Origin of the sequence: Rhodococcus sp. NPDC076796, assembly GCF_040702765.1 — a bacterium.
Taxonomy (GTDB): domain Bacteria; phylum Actinomycetota; class Actinomycetes; order Mycobacteriales; family Mycobacteriaceae; genus Rhodococcoides.
The window spans coordinates 1-19,156 of record NZ_JBFBMS010000010.1; the positions used below are offsets into that span (position 1 = coordinate 1).

Consider the following 19,156-nt stretch of genomic DNA (forward strand, 5'->3'; position numbering starts at 1 on the left):
ATAGCGGAGGGGAAACGCCCGGTCCCATTCCGAACCCGGAAGCTAAGCCCTCCAGCGCCGATGGTACTGCACTCGACAGGGTGTGGGAGAGTAGGACACCGCCGAACACCCGTTGTAAGAAGGGGACCCACTTGGTGGGTCCCCTTTTTGCGTTTGTATCGAAATTCCGAAAGGACGCCCGTGTCGGAAGACAACAACGATCGTCGACCCTCCCGAGGGGACGGCGGCAACCGCCCGAGCGAGTCCCGAGACCGCAACCCCCGCGCTCAGGACCGCCGCGGAGACCCGCGTCGTTCCGACGGTCCTCCCCGCAGACGTGGCGGTGAAGGTGGGTTCTCCGGAGACCGGCGCGGAAACAGTGCATCGTCCGACCGTCGACCGCCGCGTCCCGATGAGCCGGATCTGCCCGACGAGGTCGAAGCCGGACAGCTCGAACCAGCGGTGCGTCGAGACCTGTTGAGCTTGGACAAGAACAACGCAACCGCCGTTGCCCGTCACCTCGTGATGACCAGCAAGCTGCTCGACGACGATCCGCAGTTGGCGCTGCTGCATGCGCGCGCTGCTCGTCAGCGAGCCGGCCGCATCGCCGTAGTGCGTGAGACCGCAGGCATCGCGGCGTACCACGCCGGTGAGTGGGCAGAAGCATTGTCCGAGCTTCGCGCCGCCCGACGCATGGCAGGCGGGCCGGGTCTGATCGCGGTGATGGCCGACTGCGAGCGCGGACTCGGACGTCCCGAGCGCGCCATCGAACTCGGTCGTAGCGACGAGGCTCGTGAGTTGACCGGCGAGGAAGCGTCGGAGCTTCGGATCGTCGTGGCAGGTGCCCGGATGGATCTGAACCAGTACGACCAGGCCGTCGTCACGCTGCAGACCCCGGATCTCGACGCATCGCGATCCGGAACCGCTGCCGCTCGCCTGTTCTACGTCTACGCCGATGCGTTGGTTGCGGCAGGTCGCGTCGACGAAGGTGTGAAGTGGTTCCTGAATGCTGCGGCGGCAGATGTCGAGGGTGAGACCGACGCAGAAGAGCGGGTCGAGGAGTTGTCCGGAGGCAGTCAGTGACGCTGCTGCGCGACGCCCACGACGTACTGCTGCTCGACCTCGACGGCACCGTCTATGCAGGCAAGGACCCCATTCCCGGTGCAGTCGAAGCACTGTCGGGTGGTTCGGAGAAGCAGTACTTCGTCACGAACAATGCCAGTCGCGCCCCCGAGGACGTTGCCGAGCATCTGCGCAGTCTCGGCTTCGATACCTCTGCAGAGTTCGTCGTCACCAGTTCCGAGGCCGGTGCCCGTGTGCTCGCGGGCAGGCTGGACCCGGGTTCCCGGGTGCTCGTCGTCGGCACCGACGCATTGGCGAACGAGATCACCAAGGTCGGTCTGGTGCCGGTCAGGTCTGCCGACGACGATCCGGTCGCGGTAGTGCAGGGTCACTCGGTCGATACAGGCTGGAAGATGCTTGCCGAGGCCGTCCTCGCCATCCGTGCGGGTGCGCTGTGGGTGGCAACGAACATCGATGCCACCTTGCCGACGGAGCGAGGACTCGTTCTGGGTAACGGCTCGATGGTCGCCGCGGTTCGCAACGCCACCGAGATCGAGCCGATCGTGGCCGGCAAGCCGGCCGCCCCGATCATGCACGACGCCATCGAGCGCAGCGGGGCACGTTCGGCACTGGTCGTCGGAGACCGGCTCGACACCGACATCGCTGGGGCGAACGAAATCGAGCTGCCGTCGCTGTTGGTGTTGACCGGCGTCAGTACCGCTGCCGAGCTGTTGCGTGCTCCTCGGCATCTGCGGCCCACGCACATCGGCCCCGATCTCGGAGTCCTGAACAGGGACGAGATCGCGTCGAGCGTCGGTAGCAAGACCGGTTGGACGGTCGGCATCGAGAACGAGGTGCTGTCGGTGCGGTACAGCGGGGACGGTACGCCGGATGCGTTCGAGGGTGCGCTCGCCACACTGCACGTCGCCTGGTCCGGTTCGGCCTTCTCGGACGTCCGCTTCGAGGGGGATCGACTCGGCGATCTGCGTTCGTTGCTCGGGTGCTGACACAGCATTCGACAGCAGCGTTCGGAGGGCGGCGGCGATCGGGCGTTCGTCGGACCCATCCGATAGCGTGAGAGGCGATGAGCGCGTCTATTCCACTACCAGGACAGCACCGGCCGAGCGGTGCCGGCGATGAGTCGTCGGCAGATCCGGACACTGTTCGCGCCGAAGTTTCCTCGCTGCTGAATCAGCTCACCATCGAGTCGACGGACGACGACGGTTCCGATGCTGTGGACTCCGACGCCCTCGCGCGCGACGCGAGTTTGCTCGACCGCGCGCACGAGGTTCTTGTGCGCGCCCTGACCACAGTCGACAAGACCTGACGTGGCTCGTCGCGCACGTGTCGACGCCGAGCTGGTGCGTCGTGGACTCGCTCGATCACGGGAGCACGCTTCGGAGTTGATCGAAGCAGGCCGGGTGAAGATTGCCGGGACCGTTGCTACGAAGCCCGCGACCGCGGTGGAGCCGGGCACCCCGCTGCTGGTGGCAGAAGAAGACAACGAGGTCTCGTGGGCATCCCGCGGCGCCCACAAGTTGCTCGGCGCTCTCGACGCTTTCGAGCCGCTCGGCTTGACCGTCGAGCACGCTCGTTGCCTGGACGCCGGTGCGTCCACCGGTGGGTTCACCGACGTTCTTCTCAGTCGCGGCGTACGTGAGGTGGTTGCCGTGGACGTGGGGTACGGGCAGCTGGTGTGGCGCCTGCAATCCGACGACCGCGTCCACGTAGTCGACCGCACCAACGTTCGGTCGATCGACGCCGAGACGATCGGTGGACCGGTGGACGTGATCGTCGCAGATCTGTCGTTCATCTCGTTGAAGCTCGTTCTTTCCGCATTCGTTGCCTGCTCGAAGCCGGGCACCAACATGGTGTTGATGGTCAAGCCACAGTTCGAGGTCGGCAAGGATCGCGTGGGTGCCGGTGGTGTGGTGCGGGATCCTGCGCTGCGAGCCGAGGCCGTCGAAGATGTGGCCAACGCGGCCGTCAGCTTGAATCTCACTGTCCAGGCCGTTGCAGCAAGCCCACTGCCGGGGCCGTCGGGCAATGTCGAGTACTTTTTGTGGCTGAGGGCAGGTGCAGGCGAGGACTCGCCGAGCGCCGACATCACGGAACTCGTCCGGCTCGCGATCGAGGAAGGACCACAGTGACTCCGTCCCACGCAGCACCGGAACGGGAGTCGACTCGAGAGATTCTTCTCGTCGCCCATCCTGGTCGACCGGACATCGCCGAAACTGCGCGTCGTGTGGGCAAGGTGTTCGACGAAGCGGGCATCTGCCTTCGCGTGCTCGTGGACGAGGTCGAGCCATCGAAGATCGAGGCGTCCGAAACAGAGGAACACGACCACGTGTTCGTCGCCGACATGAAGCTCAACGTCGTCGAGTTCGGACCGGACGCGGCCGCAGGCTGCGAGATGGTTCTCGTTCTCGGCGGTGACGGGACCTTCCTGCGCGCAGCCGAACTCGCGCAAGCAGCGTCCATACCGGTGCTCGGCATCAACCTCGGCCACGTCGGCTTCCTGGCGGAGGCCGAAGCCGACCATCTCGAAGATGCCCTCGCCCGCGTCATCGCCGGGGATTACCGCATCGAGCAACGCATGACGTTGGACATCGCGATTCGCGTCGGCGACCAGGTGGTCGATCGTGGATGGGCACTGAACGAAGCCAGCATCGAGAACGGGTCCCGGCTCGGAGTACTCGAGGTGGTCCTCGAAGTCGACGGTCGACCGGTGTCGGCATTCGGGTGCGACGGCGTGCTGGTCTCCACACCGACGGGTTCGACGGCATACGCGTTCTCGGCCGGCGGGCCGGTGGTGTGGCCGGAACTCGAAGCGATACTGGTGATTCCGAGCAACGCACATGCTCTGTTCGCGCGGCCGCTCGTCACCAGTCCCGAGTCGATCGTCGCGGTCGAGATCGATGCAGGCGGACACGCGGGATTCGTATTCTGCGATGGCAGGCGCACCTTGAGCCTGCCGGCCGGCGCTCGCGTCGAGGTGGTTCGGGGAGCGTCACCGATCAAATGGGTACGACTCGATTCGGCACCGTTCGCCGATCGCATGGTCAAGAAATTCGAACTGCCCGTGACCGGGTGGCGGGGGAGAGCGAGGTAGGGATGCTCGAAGAGATTCGGATCGACAGCCTCGGAGTCATTTCCGGTGCCAGCGCACAGTTTCACGAGGGGCTGACCGTACTCACCGGCGAGACCGGTGCCGGTAAGACCATGGTGGTCACCAGTCTGCACCTGTTGTCGGGTGCCCGCGCGGACGCAGGCCGGGTTCGACTCGGCGCGCAGCGTGCTGTGGTCGAGGGGCGATTCAGTACCGACACCGCGTCGGAGCAGGTGATCGACGACGTCGACAAGGTACTCGAGTCCTCGGGAGGCCAACGCGACGAGGACAATTCGATCATCGCCGTGCGTACCGTCAACTCGGACGGCCGCTCTCGTGCGCACCTCGGTGGGCGCAGCGTGCCCGCGTCGGTGCTGTCGAACTTCACCGACTCGTTGCTGACGGTGCACGGTCAGAACGACCAGTTGCGTCTGCTGCGTCCCGATCAGCAACTCGCCGCCCTGGACAGATTCGCCGGGGATGCGGTGGCGTCCCTGGTCTCGAAGTACCGCACCGCGCGCAAGACGTGGCTCGATGCTCGCAACGAGTTGATCGACCGCACCGAACGCAGCCGCGAACTGGCGCAGGAGGCCGACCGGCTGCAGTTCGGCCTACAGGAGATCGACTCCCTGGCACCGGAGCCGGGCGAGGATCGCTCGGTGGCCGAGGACGTGCGTCGGCTGGGGGACCTCGATTCGCTGCGTGAGACCGCGGAAGGTGCCTCGGCGGCACTCGTCGGGAGTACCGAGGAGGCGTCGGACACGACGTCCGCGCTGTATCTGCTGGGCGAGGCTCGCTCTCGCCTCGAACATGCCGAGGACGCGGCTCTGACCGAGCTGCTGCCGCGACTGAACGACGCGATGGCGATCGTGGGGGACATCGGCGCAGACCTCACCTCGTATCTGGCGGACCTGCCGTCCGATCCGGGTGCGCTCGACGCGATCCTGAATCGGCAGGCCGAGCTGAAGTCGTTGACGCGCAAGTACGCCGCCGATGTCGACGGCGTCATCGCGTGGGCGGAGGACGCCCGTGAGCGGCTCTCGCACATCGACACCTCGGCCGATGCGCTCGCCGAGCTGAGCGCCAAGGTCGACGCGGCTGCGGTCGACGTCGCGGCAGCTGCGTCGAAGCTCAGTGCGGCTCGTGCGAAGGCTGCTGTAAAGCTCTCGAAGGCGGTGAGCGTCGAGTTGGCGGGCTTGGCGATGGGAAAAGCCAAGCTGCAGATCGATGTTCGGGCACTTGCTGCCGGGCCGTCCGACACGGCTCCGATCGTTGTCGACGGGGCCGAGCTGCATGCGGGCAGCAATGGCGTCGACGAGGTCGAGTTTCGTCTGTCCGCGCACGACGGTGCCCAGGCTCTTCCGATCAGCAAGAGTGCGTCGGGCGGTGAGCTCTCGCGGGTGATGTTGGCACTCGAAGTGGTGCTGGCGGGCTCGGACAAGGGCGCGACGATGGTCTTCGACGAGGTCGACGCCGGAGTGGGTGGCCGTGCGGCCGTGGAGGTCGGGCGTCGGCTCGGCCGGTTGGCTCGCACGCACCAGGTCATCGTGGTCACCCACTTACCGCAGGTCGCAGCGTTTGCCGATACGCACCTGGTGGTCGACAAGACCGATGCGAAAAAGGGTGCGGCGAACAGTGGGGTTCGGACACTGTCGTCGTCGGAGCGCGTCGTCGAGCTGGCGAGAATGCTCGCGGGTCTGGACGACACGGAGACCGGTCGCGCGCATGCCGAGGAGCTGCTGGCCACCGCAAACGCCGATCGAGCCGCGCTGTAACTTTTGGTGCTGATGTGATCAGTGTGGTAGTTGTTTCGGCGCGCCTCCATCGCCGGGCGTGTCGATCGGGTCATCATGGATCTCATGAAGATGCCGGCTCTGCTGTCACGTAGTCAGGATTCGCTGCCCGGAATCACCGGTATCGCGCGAGTCGATCGCAACACGGCCAAGCTCCTCAAACGGGTCGGCCCCGGTGACATCGTCGTGCTCGACGAGCTCGACCTGGACCGCCTGACCGCCGATGCACTCGTCGAGGCTGGGGTGCTCGCGGTCGTCAACGCGTCGCCCTCGATCTCCGGGCGCTACCCGAATCTGGGTCCCGAGGCGATCGTTGCCAACGGGATCACCTTGATCGACTCGGCCGGCACCGAGATCTTCAAGAAGATCAAGGACGGCACCAAGATTCGTCTCAACGACGGCGGTGTCTACACCGGCGACCGGCGCCTCGCCAAGGGCGACGAGCAGAGCGAAGCAGAGATCTCGGACAAGATGATCGAGGCCAAGACGGGTCTGGTCGACCATCTCGAAGCGTTCTCGGGCAACACGATCGAGTTCATCCGAACCGAGAGCCCGTTGCTCATCGACGGCGTCGGTGTGCCGGACATCGACATCGACCTCCAGGGTCGCCATGTGGTGATCGTGGCCGACGGTCCCGGTCACGCCGAGGATTTGAAGAACCTCAAGCCGTTCATCAAGGAATACTCGCCCGTCATCATCGGCGTCGGCGCGGGTGCCGACACTGCGATGAAGGCCGGTCATCGCCCCGACCTGATCGTCGGCGATCCCGAGGACGTCACTGCGCAGACGCTCAAATGCGGTGCAGAGGTGGTCCTTCCGGCGGATTCCGACGGACATGCGCAGGGTCTCGAACGCATTCAGGATCTCGGCATCGGTGCCATGACGTTCCCGGCCACCGGCGCCGCTGCTGATCTCGCGCTGTTGTTGGCCGATCATCACGGGGCCTCACTGATCGTGTCGGTCGGTAGCCCGGCCAGCCTGGACGAGTTCTTCGATCGCGGTCGGCGAAACACCAACCCGGCCGCATTCATGACGCGCCTGAAGGTCGGTGCCAAGCTGGTCGACGCCAAAGCTGTTGCGACGCTGTATCGCAGCCGCGTGTCCGGCGGTGCGATCGCTCTGTTGATTCTGGCTGCGCTTGTTGCTGTGATCGTGGCGTTGGCTGTGTCCAACATCGGCGGTGAAGCGTTGGATTGGGCAATCGATCTGTGGAACCGGTTCGCTCTGTGGTTCCAGGGGTTGCTTTCGTGATTTCGCTTCGCCAACATGCCATTTCGCTGGCAGCGGTCTTCGTGGCACTGGCCATCGGCATCGTGCTCGGTTCGGGTCTGCTCTCGAGCGGACTGGTATCGGGTCTTCGAGACGACAAGACCGGTCTCGAAACTCAGGTGGACGATCTGCAGGCGACCAACAATCAGCTCGGTGAGCAGCTCAACTCGGCCGACGGCTTCGACGCTGCGGTATCGGGCCGGGTATTGCGTGACGCGTTGATCGATCGCAGCGTCGTGGTGATCACCACCCCGGATGCCGATCCCGGTGACGTGGACGGAGTCACGCGGTCTATCGGAGCGTCGGGTGCCACCGTCACCGGCCGGGTGTCGCTGACCGATTCGTTCGTCTCCGCCGCGAACGGTGACGATCTTCGTACGCGTCTGACCAACGTCATTCCGGCCGGCGTGCAGTTGCGCACCGGCGCGGTGGACCAGGGCAGCCTCGCCGGAGATCTGCTGGGTTCGGTGCTGCTGCTCAATGCAGAGACAGCCCAGCCGCAGTCGACTCCCGAGGAGCTCTCGCTGGCGCTGGAGACGTTGCGCAGCGGCGGGTTCATCGCCTACGACAACGGTGCCGTCGCGCCCGCTCAACTGGCCGTGGTCGTCACCGGTTCCGGTACCTCGGACGTGGAGGACGGCAATCGCGGTGCCATCGTCGCGCGGTTCGCGGGCGCGCTCGACTCACGCGGTGCAGGCGCGGTACTGGCGGGCCGATCCGGCGCGGCAGAGGGCAACGGCTCGATCGCTGTCGTGCGAGCCGATTCGGCGCTGTCGTCCGCTCTCAGCACGGTCGACAACGTCGACCGTGAAGCAGGACGGATCACCACGGTTCTCGCCTTGGCGGAGCAGCTGGACGGGGCGTCGGGCCGGTACGGCACCGGAGCCAATGCGAACGCCGTGACCGTCGGAGCGCCGGCGAGCTGATCGTCGTCGGAACGAGCGTGTCGTTGGCGGTGAGGTAGGTACTGGTGTTACCGTGAAGTCCCGTGGGTAGCAGGCCCAATTTCCACGCTTCACCTCTCTTATCAGCCCCCTGATAGGAGCAAGCCCTGCAGACTCGTCACGGGAGCCTCATTGTCACGCCTTCAGTCGCGTTCCGACACCAAGCACATTTTCGTCAGTGGGGGCGTCGCGTCCTCGCTCGGAAAAGGCCTGACGGCATCCAGCCTCGGCCAGCTACTGACCGCACGCGGACTGCGCGTGACCATGCAGAAGCTCGATCCCTACCTCAATGTCGATCCCGGCACGATGAACCCGTTCCAGCACGGTGAGGTCTTCGTCACCGAGGACGGCTCCGAGACCGACCTCGACGTCGGACACTACGAGCGATTCCTCGACCGCGATCTGTCCGGTTTCGCCAATGTCACCACCGGCCAGGTGTACTCGACGGTCATCGCCAAGGAACGCCGCGGTGAGTACCTGGGCGACACCGTTCAGGTCATTCCGCACATCACCGACGAGATCAAGCGTCGCATTCTCGCGATGAACGGCCCGGACCTGCAGGGTCACCAGCCGGACGTCGTGATCACCGAAATCGGCGGCACCGTCGGCGATATCGAGTCGCAGCCGTTCCTCGAAGCTGCGCGTCAGGTGCGCCACGACGTCGGCCGCAACAACGTGTTCTTCCTGCACGTGTCGTTGGTTCCGTTCCTGGCTCCGTCCGGTGAACTCAAGACCAAGCCCACCCAGCACTCCGTCGCGGCACTGCGCAGCATCGGCATCCAGCCCGACGCGTTGATCCTGCGTTGCGATCGCGATGTGCCGCCGGGACTGAAGAACAAGATCGCGCTCATGTGCGACGTCGACGTCGACGGCTGCATCTCCACGCCCGACGCGCCGTCGATCTACGACATTCCCAAGGTGCTGCACAAGGAAGGCCTGGACGCGTATGTCGTCCGTCAGCTCGGTCTCCCGTTCCGCGATGTCGACTGGACCATCTGGGGTGGACTGCTCGAGCGCGTCCACCAGCCGCGTGAAACCGTGCGCGTCGGCCTGGTCGGCAAGTACGTGGACCTGCCCGACGCCTACCTCTCGGTCACCGAGGCGCTGCGTGCCGGTGGATTCGCTCACCGGGCCAAGGTCGAGATCAAGTGGGTTCCATCCGACGAGTGCGCGACGCCTGCGGGGGCGCAGGCCGCGTTGGGCGATGTCGATGCCGTGCTCATTCCCGGCGGCTTCGGTATCCGCGGTATCGAGGGCAAGCTCGGTGCCATCGAGTTCGCACGTACGCGCAAGATCCCGTTGCTGGGGCTGTGCCTCGGGTTGCAGTGTGTCGTCATCGAGGCGGCCCGATCGGTCGGTCTGACCGACGCCAATTCCGCCGAGTTCGACCCGGACACCAAGGATCCGGTGATCTCCACGATGGCCGATCAGGAAGACGCCGTCGCCGGTGACGCCGATCTCGGTGGCACGATGCGCCTCGGTGCCTACCCGGCGACCCTGCAGAAGGGTTCGGTTGTCGCAGCGTCGTACGGCACCGAAAGCGTCTCGGAGCGTCACCGTCATCGTTACGAGGTCAACAACGACTACCGGGATCGAATTGCCAAGAGCGGCTTGGTCTTCAGCGGTACTTCTCCGGACGGCCACCTGGTCGAGTTCGTCGAGCTGCCTGCGTCGGTGCACCCGTTCTTCGTGGCCACTCAGGCGCATCCAGAGCTCAAGAGCCGGCCCACCCGTCCGCATCCGCTGTTCGCGTCGCTGATCAATGCCGCGCTCAAGTACAAGGCCGCGGAGCGTCTGCCGGTCGACGTGCACGGAGATACGGTTCAGACGGAGGAATCGGACGCCGCCGAGACCGTCGGATGAGCGAGCCTCGGCACGAGTTCACCACCCTCGACTCGACGGCGGCGTACTCCGGCGCGATTCTTGCGCTCCGACTCGATCAGGTCGCGATGCCGAACGGTCGTCAGGCCGAGCGTGAGGTGATCGAGCATCACGGCGCGGTCGGGATTCTGGCCGTCGACGATCAGGATCGTGTGGTGATGATCGAGCAGTACCGTCATCCCGTCGGTCGTCGTCTGTGGGAGTTGCCTGCCGGTCTGTTGGACGAGCCGGGGGAGCAGCCGGTGCTGGCGGCTCAGCGTGAGCTCGCCGAGGAAACCGGGCTCGCCGCTCAGTCGTGGTCGGTTCTGGTCGATGTGCTCGCCTCGCCCGGGTTCACCGACGAGGCCGTGCGGATCTTCCTGGCTCGAGGCCTGACCGAGGTCGATCGGCCCGAGGCGCACGACGAGGAAGCCGACATCGAGCTCTCCTACGTGCCGATGGATGAGGCTGTCCGGCGCGCGCTGTCGGGCGAGATTGTCAACGCATCCGCCGTCGCGGGCGTTCTCGCGTTCGCCGCGGCGCGCGCTGCCGGTACCGAACTGCGCCCGGCGGATGCGCCGTGGACGGATCTGCCGACGGCATTCGAGAAGCGGAAGAGTTCACGAAAGTAGCGACCGTGATCGGCCAGCAGATTCAGACGTACCTCGACCATTTGGTGGTCGAGCGCGGGTCGGCACCGAACACGGTGTCGTCCTACCGTCGCGATCTGGTGCGGTACGAACGGTTCCTCAGCGGCTATGGCATCACCGATCTGGTGAAGGTCGCCGAGAACGACATCACCGAGTTCGTGCTCTACCTGCGGCGCGGGGATGACGAATTTCCGGCTCTCGCAGCGAGTTCGGCTGCCCGGACGTTGATTGCAGTGCGCGGTCTGCACAGGTTCGCGCTCGCGGAGGGAATGGTCGAGCGCAACGTCGCGAGCGAGGTCAAGCCGCCCCAGCCGGCGAAGCGTTTGCCGAAGTCGCTACCCGTCGATCAGGTGGTGGCATTGCTGGAATCGGCGTCTGTCGCGGGTCCCGATGCCCCGCGCGGACTGCGGGATCGGGCGCTGCTGGAACTGCTGTATTCCACCGGAGCTCGCATTTCCGAGGCAGTCGGGCTCGACGTCGACGACATCGATACCGAGGCCCGCTCGGTGCTGCTGCGGGGCAAAGGCGGCAAGCATCGCATCGTCCCGGTCGGGCGGCCCGCGATCGAGGCCGTCGACGCGTACCTGGTGCGCGGACGGCCGGGGCTGGTCTCGCGCTCGAATCCTGCGCTGTTCCTCAACGTCCGGGGCGGCAGGTTGTCTCGGCAGAGTGCGTGGCAGGTGTTGCAGGACTCCGCACAAAGGGCCGGGATCACCGCGGGAGTGTCACCGCACGTCCTTCGGCATTCGTTCGCTACTCATCTGCTCGACGGTGGTGCCGACGTCCGCGTCGTGCAGGAGCTGTTGGGGCATGCATCGGTGACGACGACGCAGATCTACACTCTCGTCACTGTCAACACGCTGCGTGAAGTGTGGGCGGGAGCGCATCCACGGGCTCGGTAGCACGAGGCCGGCGACCGTGTGTCAGCGTGTCCGATGACGTTGCACGAGCGTCAAGCGGTAGCGTTTGCGTGAACTACTCGAAGACGAACGGGACAGGGGAGCGCTGGAACGTGTCGACACCGCAGCCGCCAGCGGCGGAGTCAGGCTTGGATCATCCGCATCTCGAGGGCGCTCTGTTCCAGACGCGTCAACCGGAATCCAGTCGGGAGACACGCGACATCATTCCCGCGCCGAACGAGCTCGGGCCCACCGGTCGCAAGACCCGGGCCGTTCCCGATCCGCAGCCGTTGGCCAGTCACGGCCCGGCCAAGATCATCGCGATGTGCAACCAGAAGGGTGGCGTCGGCAAGACGACGTCGACCATCAACCTCGGGGCCTCGTTGGCCGGCTACGGCCGTCGGGTGCTGCTCGTGGATCTCGACCCGCAGGGCGCACTGTCCGCGGGATTGGGCGTCGCACATCACGAGCTCGATCTGACGGTCTACAACCTCCTCGTCGAAGCGAAGGTCTCTGCCGACGACATCATCATGCGCACTCGCGTCGAGAACCTCGATCTGATGCCCAGTAACATCGATCTCTCCGCAGCCGAGATTCAGCTGGTCACCGAGGTCGGCCGGGAGCAGACACTCGGGCGAGTGTTGCACCCGATTCTGGATCGCTACGACTACGTTCTCATCGATTGCCAGCCGTCTCTCGGTCTGTTGACGGTCAACGCGCTCACGTGTGCCGACGAAGTGCTGATCCCGATGGAGTGCGAGTACTTCAGCCTCCGCGGACTGGCATTGCTCAACGACACCGTCGAGAAGGTGCGCGATCGACTCAACCCGCGGCTGAAGTTGGCCGGCATCGTGGTGACGATGTTCGACGCGCGCACTCTGCATTCGCGTGAGGTGATGACGCGAGTGGTCGAGGTGTTCGGCGATGTCGTCTACGACACGGTGATCACCCGTACCGTCCGATTCCCGGAAACCAGTGTGGCCGGTGAGCCGATCACCACGTGGGCTCCGAAATCCGGCGGCGCACAGGCGTACCGCGCCCTCGCGCGCGAGGTGATCTACCGGTCGGGTCCGTGACCGTCGACGCCGCAGACGAGGCCCCGATCGAGGTTCCGGCCGACGCGGATCCGTCGAAATTCCGGGTGCGGTTGCTCAACTTCGAGGGCCCGTTCGATCTGTTGCTGTCGCTGATCAGTCAGCACCGCATGGACGTCACCGAAGTGGCGTTGCACACCGTCACCGACGATTTCATCTCGTTCACCAAGTCGCTCGGTGCCGATGTCGGCCTCGATCAGACAACGGAGTTCCTCGTCGTTGCCGCGACATTGCTCGATCTCAAGGCAGCACGGTTGCTGCCCTCGGGTGATGTGGAGGACGCCGAGGATCTGGCGCTGCTCGAAGTTCGAGATCTACTGTTCGCCCGGCTACTCCAGTACCGCGCCTACAAGCAGGTCGCCCTGCTGTTCGGTGAGCTGGAAGCTGCTGCGCTACGGCGGTATCCGCGATCGGTATCGGTGGAGGACAGATACGCCGATCTGATTCCCGAGGTGCTGCTCGGCGTCGACCCGGCCACGTTCGCCGACATCGCCGCAGCGGCCTTCAGGCCCAAGCCGATTCCCCAGGTGGGGCTCGATCACATCCATCAGCACGCAGTGTCGATTCCCGAGCAGGCGGCGTGGCTGCTCGAGAATCTGCAGGGCCGAGGGCTGAACGAGTGGGCGTCGTTCTCGGAGTTGGTGCAGGACTGCGAGGTGCAGGTCGAAATAATCGCGCGATTCCTGGCGTTGCTGGAGCTGTTCCGGCAACAGGTGATCGCCTTCGAGCAGCCCGAGCCGCTCGGCGATCTTCGAGTGAGCTGGACCGGTAAGGACGAAGGACCCATCGTGGTCACGGAAGAGGACTACGCATGAGTGTCGACCCAGAACTCGAGCTCGAGGATGCCGAAAATTCCGAGGAGCTCGACGACGCGACCCTCGCCTCGGCTCTCGAAGCCGTGTTGCTGATCGTCGACACACCGGCCTCGGACGAGCAGCTCGCCTCGGCCGTGGGTGCGTCGGTGGCCCGCGTGCGCGCAGCATTGACGGCGATGGCCGCTGCACTGACCGAACGAACCAGCGGAATCGACCTCCGCTACGCCGGTGACGGATGGCGCTTCTACACCCGAACCGCCTATGCGCCGTACGTCGAACGGCTTCTTCTGGACGGCGCTCGGTCCAAGCTCACACGCGCGGCATTGGAAACCCTGGCCGTGATCGCATATCGTCAACCGTTGACCCGCGCGCGAGTCAGCGCCGTGCGAGGAGTCAATGTCGATGGAGTGATGCGTACGTTGCTCGCCCGTGGACTGATCTCCGAAGCAGGAACGGACCCGGAGACGAACGGCACGATGTACTGCACCACCGAGTTGTTCCTCGAACGGCTCGGGCTCGCATCGCTCGGTGATCTACCCGAACTGGCACCGCTGTTGCCGGGTGTGGACCTGATCGACGAGATCAGTGACAGCATGGACACCGACCCGAGAACGACCCGCTCCACCAAGAACCGCGGATCGAAACCCGATCCGGCAGCCGAGCTCGACTCGGACGACTGATAGGTAAGACAAGTGAACAAGCCCGCTCGCCGTGATGGCACACCGGACCGTAACAAGAGACAAGACCCACGCAGGAAGCCGACCGCAGGTAGGTCGGACACTCCGCGTGACGCGCGCCGCGGAGATCGCACCCGCGACGATGCGCCCCGTGACGGCGCTCCCCGCACCGGGGGACCTCGCACTGGAGCCCCGCGCACCGGGGGACCCCGCGCAGGCGCACCACGCACCGGAGCCCCTCGTACGGGAGCCCGACCTGCCCCGCGCCGTGGCGTCGAGCAGAACGAATCGACCGGCTACACGCCTGTCGAGACCGGTGTCAACGACCGTAGTAACGACGCCGTTCCTCGCAAGAAGCCGTCGCGTCCCAAGCCGCCGAAGCCGCAGAAGAAGCAGGTTCCGTCGACCACGATCAGCAACGCCAAGCCGGCGAAGCATCAGCACACCGATTCCTCACCGCGCAAGCATGTGCCCGTCGGTGAAGGCGTGCGGTTGCAGAAAGTGCTCGCACAGGCCGGCGTCGCATCGCGTCGCGCCGCCGAGGAACTGATCGCTGACGGCCGCGTCGAGGTCGACGGACGCATCGTCACCGAACAGGGCATCCGCATCGATCCGAACATCGCTGTGGTCCGGGTCGATGGCACTCGCGTGGTCGTGAAGGAAGAACTGGTTCATCTCGCGATGAACAAGCCGCGTGGATGGCAGTGCACCATGTCCGACGATCTGGGACGCCCGTGCGTCGGAGACATCGTCTCCGAGCGGGTCCAGGCGGGTCAGCGACTGTTCCACGTCGGCCGCCTCGATGCCGACACCGAGGGCCTGTTGCTCTTCACCAACGACGGTGATCTTGCTCACCGCTTGATGCACCCGTCGTTCGAGGTGTCGAAGACCTACCTCGCGACGTTGTCGGGCACCATTCCCCGCACGCTCGGCAAGCAGCTGCGTGAAGGCGTCACCCTCGACGACGGCCCGGTGAAGGTCGACGGCTTCCAGCTGCTCGACATCTCGGACGGCAAGTCGCTCGTCAAGGTGACCCTGCACGAGGGCCGCAAGCACATCGTGCGCCGGTTGTTCGACAAGGTCGGCTTCCCGGTCGGACGCCTCGTGCGTACCGATGTCGGCAACATCGTGCTCGGCGATCAGCGTCCGGGAACATTGCGTGTTCTCGGTCGCGGCGAGATCGGCAAGCTCTACGAATCCGTGGGCCTGTGATGAGTGCGCTCGTCGTGGCGATGGACGGTCCCTCGGGCACCGGTAAGTCGTCGGTATCGCGCAGGCTCGCGTCGGCACTGGAAGCGAGCTACCTCGACACCGGTGCGATGTACCGCGTCGCGACGGTGTGGGTGCTGCGCTCGGGCGTCGAGCCCACCGATGCAGACGCTGTTGCGAAAGCTGTTGCGGCGCTTCCCCTCGAGATCGGCAAGGACCCACTGGCCGAGACCGTTCTGCTCGACGGTGAAGACGTCAGCGGCGAAATCCGCGGCGACGCAGTCACCAAGGCCGTCTCGGCCGTGTCCGCAGTGCCTGCGGTGCGCGAGCTGTTGGTGCAGATGCAGCGCGACCTCGCGAGCTCGTCGACGCGAATCGTGGTGGAGGGCCGCGACATCGGCACCGTCGTCCTTCCCGACGCCGACGTGAAGGTGTTCCTGACTGCCTCACCGGAAGCGCGGGCAGAGCGTCGCAACAAGCAGAACATCGAACAGGGTCGCGTAGACGACTACGAATCCGTGCTCGCGGACGTGCAACGACGCGATCACGCAGATTCGACAAGAGCAGTGTCACCGCTTCGTCCCGCCGAGGATTCGGTGATCGTCGATACCAGCGAGCTGGATCTCGACGGCGTGATCGAGCGTTTGCTGCTCGTGGTGAACGACAGAAGTGGAGCAGTGCAGTGAGTGAAGAATTCTTCTCCGGCGCAGCGGAAACCGCGGGCGACGGAACATGGAGCGACGAGGGCGAGTGGGAGTACGTCGACCTCAACGAGGGCGAAGACGGCGAAGATGCCGTAGCCGTGCCGACTCTCGCCGTGGTGGGCCGACCGAACGTCGGCAAGTCGACGCTCGTCAACCGCATCATCGGACGACGCGAAGCAGTGGTCGAGGACGTTCCCGGCGTCACGCGCGACCGGGTGTCGTACGAGGCGAACTGGAGTGGTCGACGCTTCTTGGTGCAGGACACCGGCGGTTGGGAACCCGACGCCAAGGGTCTGCAGGCATCCGTTGCGCGCCAGGCCGAATTGGCCATGCACACCGCCGACGCGATCCTGTTGGTCGTCGACGCGCGTGTCGGTTCGACGACGACGGACGAGGCAGTGGCGCGAGTGCTGCGCCGGTCGAAGACTCCGGTTCTGTTGGTGGCCAACAAGGTCGACGACGGACGCACCGAGTCCGAGGTCGCCGCACTGTGGTCGCTGGGTCTGGGGGAGCCGTTGTCGGTTTCCGCGACTCACGGCCGCGGTACCGGTGATTTGCTGGACCGTGTGCTCGAGGCCTTGCCCGAGACCCCGCGTGAGGGCATCCCCGGTGGGGGACCCAGGCGTGTCGCTCTGGTCGGCAAGCCGAACGTGGGCAAGTCGTCGCTGATCAACAAGCTCTCGGGTGACGAGCGCTCGGTGGTGCACGATGTTGCCGGAACCACCGTCGACCCGGTCGACTCGTTGGTCGAATTGGGCGGCAAGACATGGCGATTCGTCGATACCGCCGGACTGCGCAAGCGCGTCAGCCATGCCAGTGGTGCCGAGTTCTACGCGTCACTGCGGACGAAGTCTGCTATCGAGGCCGCCGAGGTCGCGATTCTGCTTCTCGATGCCTCCGAGGTGATCTCGGAGCAGGACATGCGCGTGCTCAGCATGGTCGCCGATGCCGGTCGAGCGTTGGTGTTGGCGTTCAACAAGTGGGATCTGGTGGACGACGATCGTCGTCAGCAGCTCGAGAAGGAGATCGATCGTGATCTCGCTCGGGTGCCGTGGGCGCAACGCGTGAACATCTCGGCGCAGACGGGCCGCGCGGTGCAGAAGCTCGTGCCTGCGCTCGAGACGGCTCTGGAGTCGTGGGACAAGCGTGTGCCGACCGGACGCCTCAACACGTGGCTCAAAGAGGTCGTGGCGGCCACTCCGCCGCCGATGCGTGGTGGACGTCTTCCGCGCATCATGTTCGCGACGCAGGCCAGCACGCGGCCGCCGACGTTCGTGCTGTTCACCACCGGCTTCCTCGAGGCCGGCTACCGCCGATTCATCGAGCGGCGTCTGCGTGAGGAGTTCAACTTCGACGGCAGCCCCGTGCGCGTCTCGGTGCGTATCCGCGAGAAGCGGGAACGGCCGGGCAAGGGCAACAACCGCTGATACAGTCCGACCCCGCCCCTGAGCAGGCGATTTCCTCTCAGGGGTAGGGCTGGGGTAATCTCAGCAAGCGCCTTTCGAGGCGCGGCGGGCTGTGGCGCAGCTTGGTAGCGCACTTGACTGGGGGTCAAGTGGTCGCAGGTTCAAATCCTGTCAGCCCGACACATTGCAGTTCAAAGGCGGTTCCGAAGAATTCGGAGCCGCTTTTTTGTTTGTGCGCTGCGAGCACGCCACAACCCCATCCTGCTGCGTCGAAATCGCTGGATTAGTGGGTCCGGCGAGGTCCGGACGCGGCCAACTGCTGCCACGAGTTGGCACGGCACCGCCCATCGAACCGAGGGACTGGTGAGGTCCAACTCTGGCCTTCCAAGGTGCCTGCGGGAGCGAAAGCAGCGGTGCCGAACTCGAAGTTGTGGACGGATATCGTCTGAATACCGTCCACAACTTCGAGTTCGGCGTCGGTTCGCGTGCGTCTCGCGACTTCGTTTCTCACACCGCGGAAATGTCCGACGGATGCTGGGCCAGTGGGCTCACGTCGATACTCATGTACGGGAACAGCGGCAGATTCCACAGAATCTCGTGCAGTCGCTCGTTGTCCCGCACATCGAAGATACTGAGGTTCGAGTACTGACCTACGAGTCGCCAGATGCTCACCCACTCGCCGTCGCGCTGCAGCTGCTGCGAGTACGCCTTCTCTCGGGCGAGAGTGTCGGTTCGTACATCCGCATCGAGATCCTGCGGCAGCGCGACGTCCATCTTCACAGCAAACAGCATGTGTCTCAGTCCTTGTCGAGTACGAAGTCGTACGTCACTTCTTGGCCACCGTCGACGTCCTGCGGGTCCAGGATCAGTTCCGGCTTGACGGCGTTGGCGACATCGTCGTCGTTGTGCGCGTCACCGGGGAAGTAGAGCTGAGTGGTGATCTGCTGGTAGCCGTCGGCAGCGACCTTGAGGTGCAGGTGTGCCGGACGCCACGGGTGCCATCCTGCGGCAGAGATGAGATTGCCGCATGCCCCGTCGGTCGGGATCTGGTACGGCGCAGGCTTCATGGTGTGAATCCAGAACTGGCCCTGATCGTCGGTGGTCACGGTGCCGCGCAGATTCCATTCGGGGATTCCCGGTGCGAACTGCGAGTAGAAGCCGTCTGCATCGGCGTGCCAGATTTCGATGACGGCATGCGGCAGCGGCGTTCCGTCCACGGCTTTGACCTGGCCTTGGAACAGCAACGGGGTGCCCTTCTCGCCGTCGCGGGTGGGCAGGATTGCGGCCGAACCCAACTCGGGTGCGTCCGGAACGTAGTACGGGCCCTCGATGGTGCCCTTGCTGCCCTCGCGGGATTCACCGGCCACTTCTTCGACCACGTGCTCGACCCAGACGTCGAGGAACAGCGGCCATTCACCGGTCTGACCGACGTTGATGAGCCATGCCTTGAGTGCGTTGTACTCGTCGTAGGTCACCTTGTGCTCGCGGACCGTGTCGTGGACGGCCGAGAGCACCTGGCGGGCAAGCAGGCTGACGCGCTCGGGCGGGGTGTTCGCGGCTGCCTGCTTGTCGGAGGTGAAACGCTCGGTGGCGTTCGCGCCGGACGCGGCCGCAGTCGCCACCTCGCCGGTCAGGTTGTTCGTTTCTGCGTGATCGACACTCATGTCTACTCCTTGTGTAAATGTG

At 65.1% G+C, this 19,156-nt stretch carries 19 protein-coding genes, 1 tRNA gene and 1 rRNA gene; 19 read left to right on the top strand and 2 right to left on the bottom strand.

Going from position 1 to position 19,156, the window contains the following annotated elements; genetic code table 11:
* From rrf to AB0366_RS22665, 19 genes are all read left to right on the top strand, one after another.
* Window positions 1-107 (top strand): 5S ribosomal RNA (gene rrf, locus AB0366_RS22575); the annotation flags it as partial.
* Window positions 108-180: 73 nt separating this feature from the next.
* Entirely contained in the window at window positions 181-1,062 is an 882-nt protein-coding gene (locus tag AB0366_RS22580; RefSeq protein ID WP_366245902.1) for a hypothetical protein, read from the top strand.
* A complete protein-coding gene (locus AB0366_RS22585; protein WP_366245903.1) occupies window positions 1,059-2,048 on the top strand; it encodes an HAD-IIA family hydrolase in 990 nt (329 codons plus the stop codon). The genes AB0366_RS22580 and AB0366_RS22585 overlap by 4 nt, the downstream gene beginning before the upstream one ends.
* A gap of 77 nt (window positions 2,049-2,125) precedes the next feature.
* On the top strand, window positions 2,126-2,368 hold the full coding sequence (locus AB0366_RS22590) for a hypothetical protein (protein ID WP_366245905.1): 243 nt from the start codon (window positions 2,126-2,128) through the stop codon (window positions 2,366-2,368).
* A 1-nt stretch (window position 2,369) separates the two neighbouring features.
* On the top strand, window positions 2,370-3,191 hold the full coding sequence (locus AB0366_RS22595) for a TlyA family RNA methyltransferase (RefSeq protein WP_366245906.1): 822 nt from the start codon (window positions 2,370-2,372) through the stop codon (window positions 3,189-3,191).
* The gene (locus tag AB0366_RS22600) at window positions 3,188-4,153 is read left to right on the top strand and encodes an NAD kinase (RefSeq protein ID WP_128646347.1); all 966 of its coding nucleotides are present in this window, start codon (window positions 3,188-3,190) and stop codon (window positions 4,151-4,153) included. The genes AB0366_RS22595 and AB0366_RS22600 overlap by 4 nt, the downstream gene beginning before the upstream one ends.
* A 2-nt stretch (window positions 4,154-4,155) precedes the next feature.
* A complete protein-coding gene (recN, locus tag AB0366_RS22605) occupies window positions 4,156-5,925 on the top strand; it encodes a DNA repair protein RecN (protein WP_183130138.1) in 1,770 nt (589 codons plus the stop codon).
* An 84-nt stretch (window positions 5,926-6,009) separates the two neighbouring features.
* A complete protein-coding gene (gene steA / locus AB0366_RS22610; RefSeq protein WP_314142984.1) occupies window positions 6,010-7,194 on the top strand; it encodes a putative cytokinetic ring protein SteA in 1,185 nt (394 codons plus the stop codon).
* Window positions 7,191-8,138: a copper transporter gene (locus tag AB0366_RS22615; RefSeq protein ID WP_121872379.1), complete on the top strand. Its 948-nt coding sequence runs from the start codon at window positions 7,191-7,193 to the stop codon at window positions 8,136-8,138. The genes steA and AB0366_RS22615 overlap by 4 nt, the downstream gene beginning before the upstream one ends.
* Before the next feature lie 150 nt (window positions 8,139-8,288).
* On the top strand, window positions 8,289-10,019 hold the full coding sequence (locus AB0366_RS22620) for a CTP synthase (RefSeq protein WP_366245907.1): 1,731 nt from the start codon (window positions 8,289-8,291) through the stop codon (window positions 10,017-10,019).
* On the top strand, window positions 10,016-10,648 hold the full coding sequence (locus AB0366_RS22625; protein ID WP_366245909.1) for an NUDIX hydrolase: 633 nt from the start codon (window positions 10,016-10,018) through the stop codon (window positions 10,646-10,648). Before AB0366_RS22620 ends, AB0366_RS22625 begins: the two co-directional genes overlap by 4 nt.
* Before the next feature lie 5 nt (window positions 10,649-10,653).
* Complete coding sequence (xerD, locus tag AB0366_RS22630) at window positions 10,654-11,568, top strand: site-specific tyrosine recombinase XerD (protein WP_366246031.1); 915 nt, start codon at window positions 10,654-10,656, stop codon at window positions 11,566-11,568.
* A gap of 110 nt (window positions 11,569-11,678) precedes the next feature.
* Window positions 11,679-12,641, top strand: a complete 963-nt coding sequence (locus AB0366_RS22635; RefSeq protein WP_366245910.1) for a ParA family protein — start codon at window positions 11,679-11,681, stop codon at window positions 12,639-12,641.
* 26 nt (window positions 12,642-12,667) lie between these two features.
* Complete coding sequence (locus AB0366_RS22640; RefSeq protein ID WP_230596232.1) at window positions 12,668-13,474, top strand: segregation/condensation protein A; 807 nt, start codon at window positions 12,668-12,670, stop codon at window positions 13,472-13,474.
* Window positions 13,471-14,154, top strand: coding sequence for an SMC-Scp complex subunit ScpB (gene scpB / locus AB0366_RS22645; RefSeq protein ID WP_366245911.1), 684 nt, complete (start codon window positions 13,471-13,473; stop codon window positions 14,152-14,154). Before AB0366_RS22640 ends, scpB begins: the two co-directional genes overlap by 4 nt.
* 12 nt (window positions 14,155-14,166) lie before the next feature.
* Window positions 14,167-15,363 carry a pseudouridine synthase gene (locus AB0366_RS22650; protein WP_366245912.1) on the top strand — a complete coding sequence of 399 codons (1,197 nt, stop codon included), beginning with the start codon at window positions 14,167-14,169 and terminating at the stop codon, window positions 15,361-15,363.
* Window positions 15,363-16,046 carry a (d)CMP kinase gene (gene cmk / locus AB0366_RS22655; protein ID WP_314142993.1) on the top strand — a complete coding sequence of 228 codons (684 nt, stop codon included), beginning with the start codon at window positions 15,363-15,365 and terminating at the stop codon, window positions 16,044-16,046. Before AB0366_RS22650 ends, cmk begins: the two co-directional genes overlap by 1 nt.
* Window positions 16,043-17,491, top strand: coding sequence for a ribosome biogenesis GTPase Der (der, locus tag AB0366_RS22660; RefSeq protein ID WP_243596100.1), 1,449 nt, complete (start codon window positions 16,043-16,045; stop codon window positions 17,489-17,491). The genes cmk and der overlap by 4 nt, the downstream gene beginning before the upstream one ends.
* 85 nt (window positions 17,492-17,576) lie before the next feature.
* Window positions 17,577-17,650: transfer RNA gene (locus AB0366_RS22665), tRNA-Pro, on the top strand.
* A 327-nt stretch (window positions 17,651-17,977) separates the two neighbouring features.
* On the opposite strand, the gene catC is transcribed toward AB0366_RS22665, so the two are convergent.
* Entirely contained in the window at window positions 17,978-18,262 is a 285-nt protein-coding gene (gene catC / locus AB0366_RS22670; protein ID WP_366245913.1) for a muconolactone Delta-isomerase, read from the bottom strand.
* Between the two features lie 5 nt (window positions 18,263-18,267).
* Window positions 18,268-19,134: a catechol 1,2-dioxygenase gene (gene catA / locus AB0366_RS22675; RefSeq protein ID WP_366245914.1), complete on the bottom strand. Its 867-nt coding sequence runs from the start codon at window positions 19,132-19,134 to the stop codon at window positions 18,268-18,270.
* Window positions 19,135-19,156 lie beyond the last annotated feature (22 nt).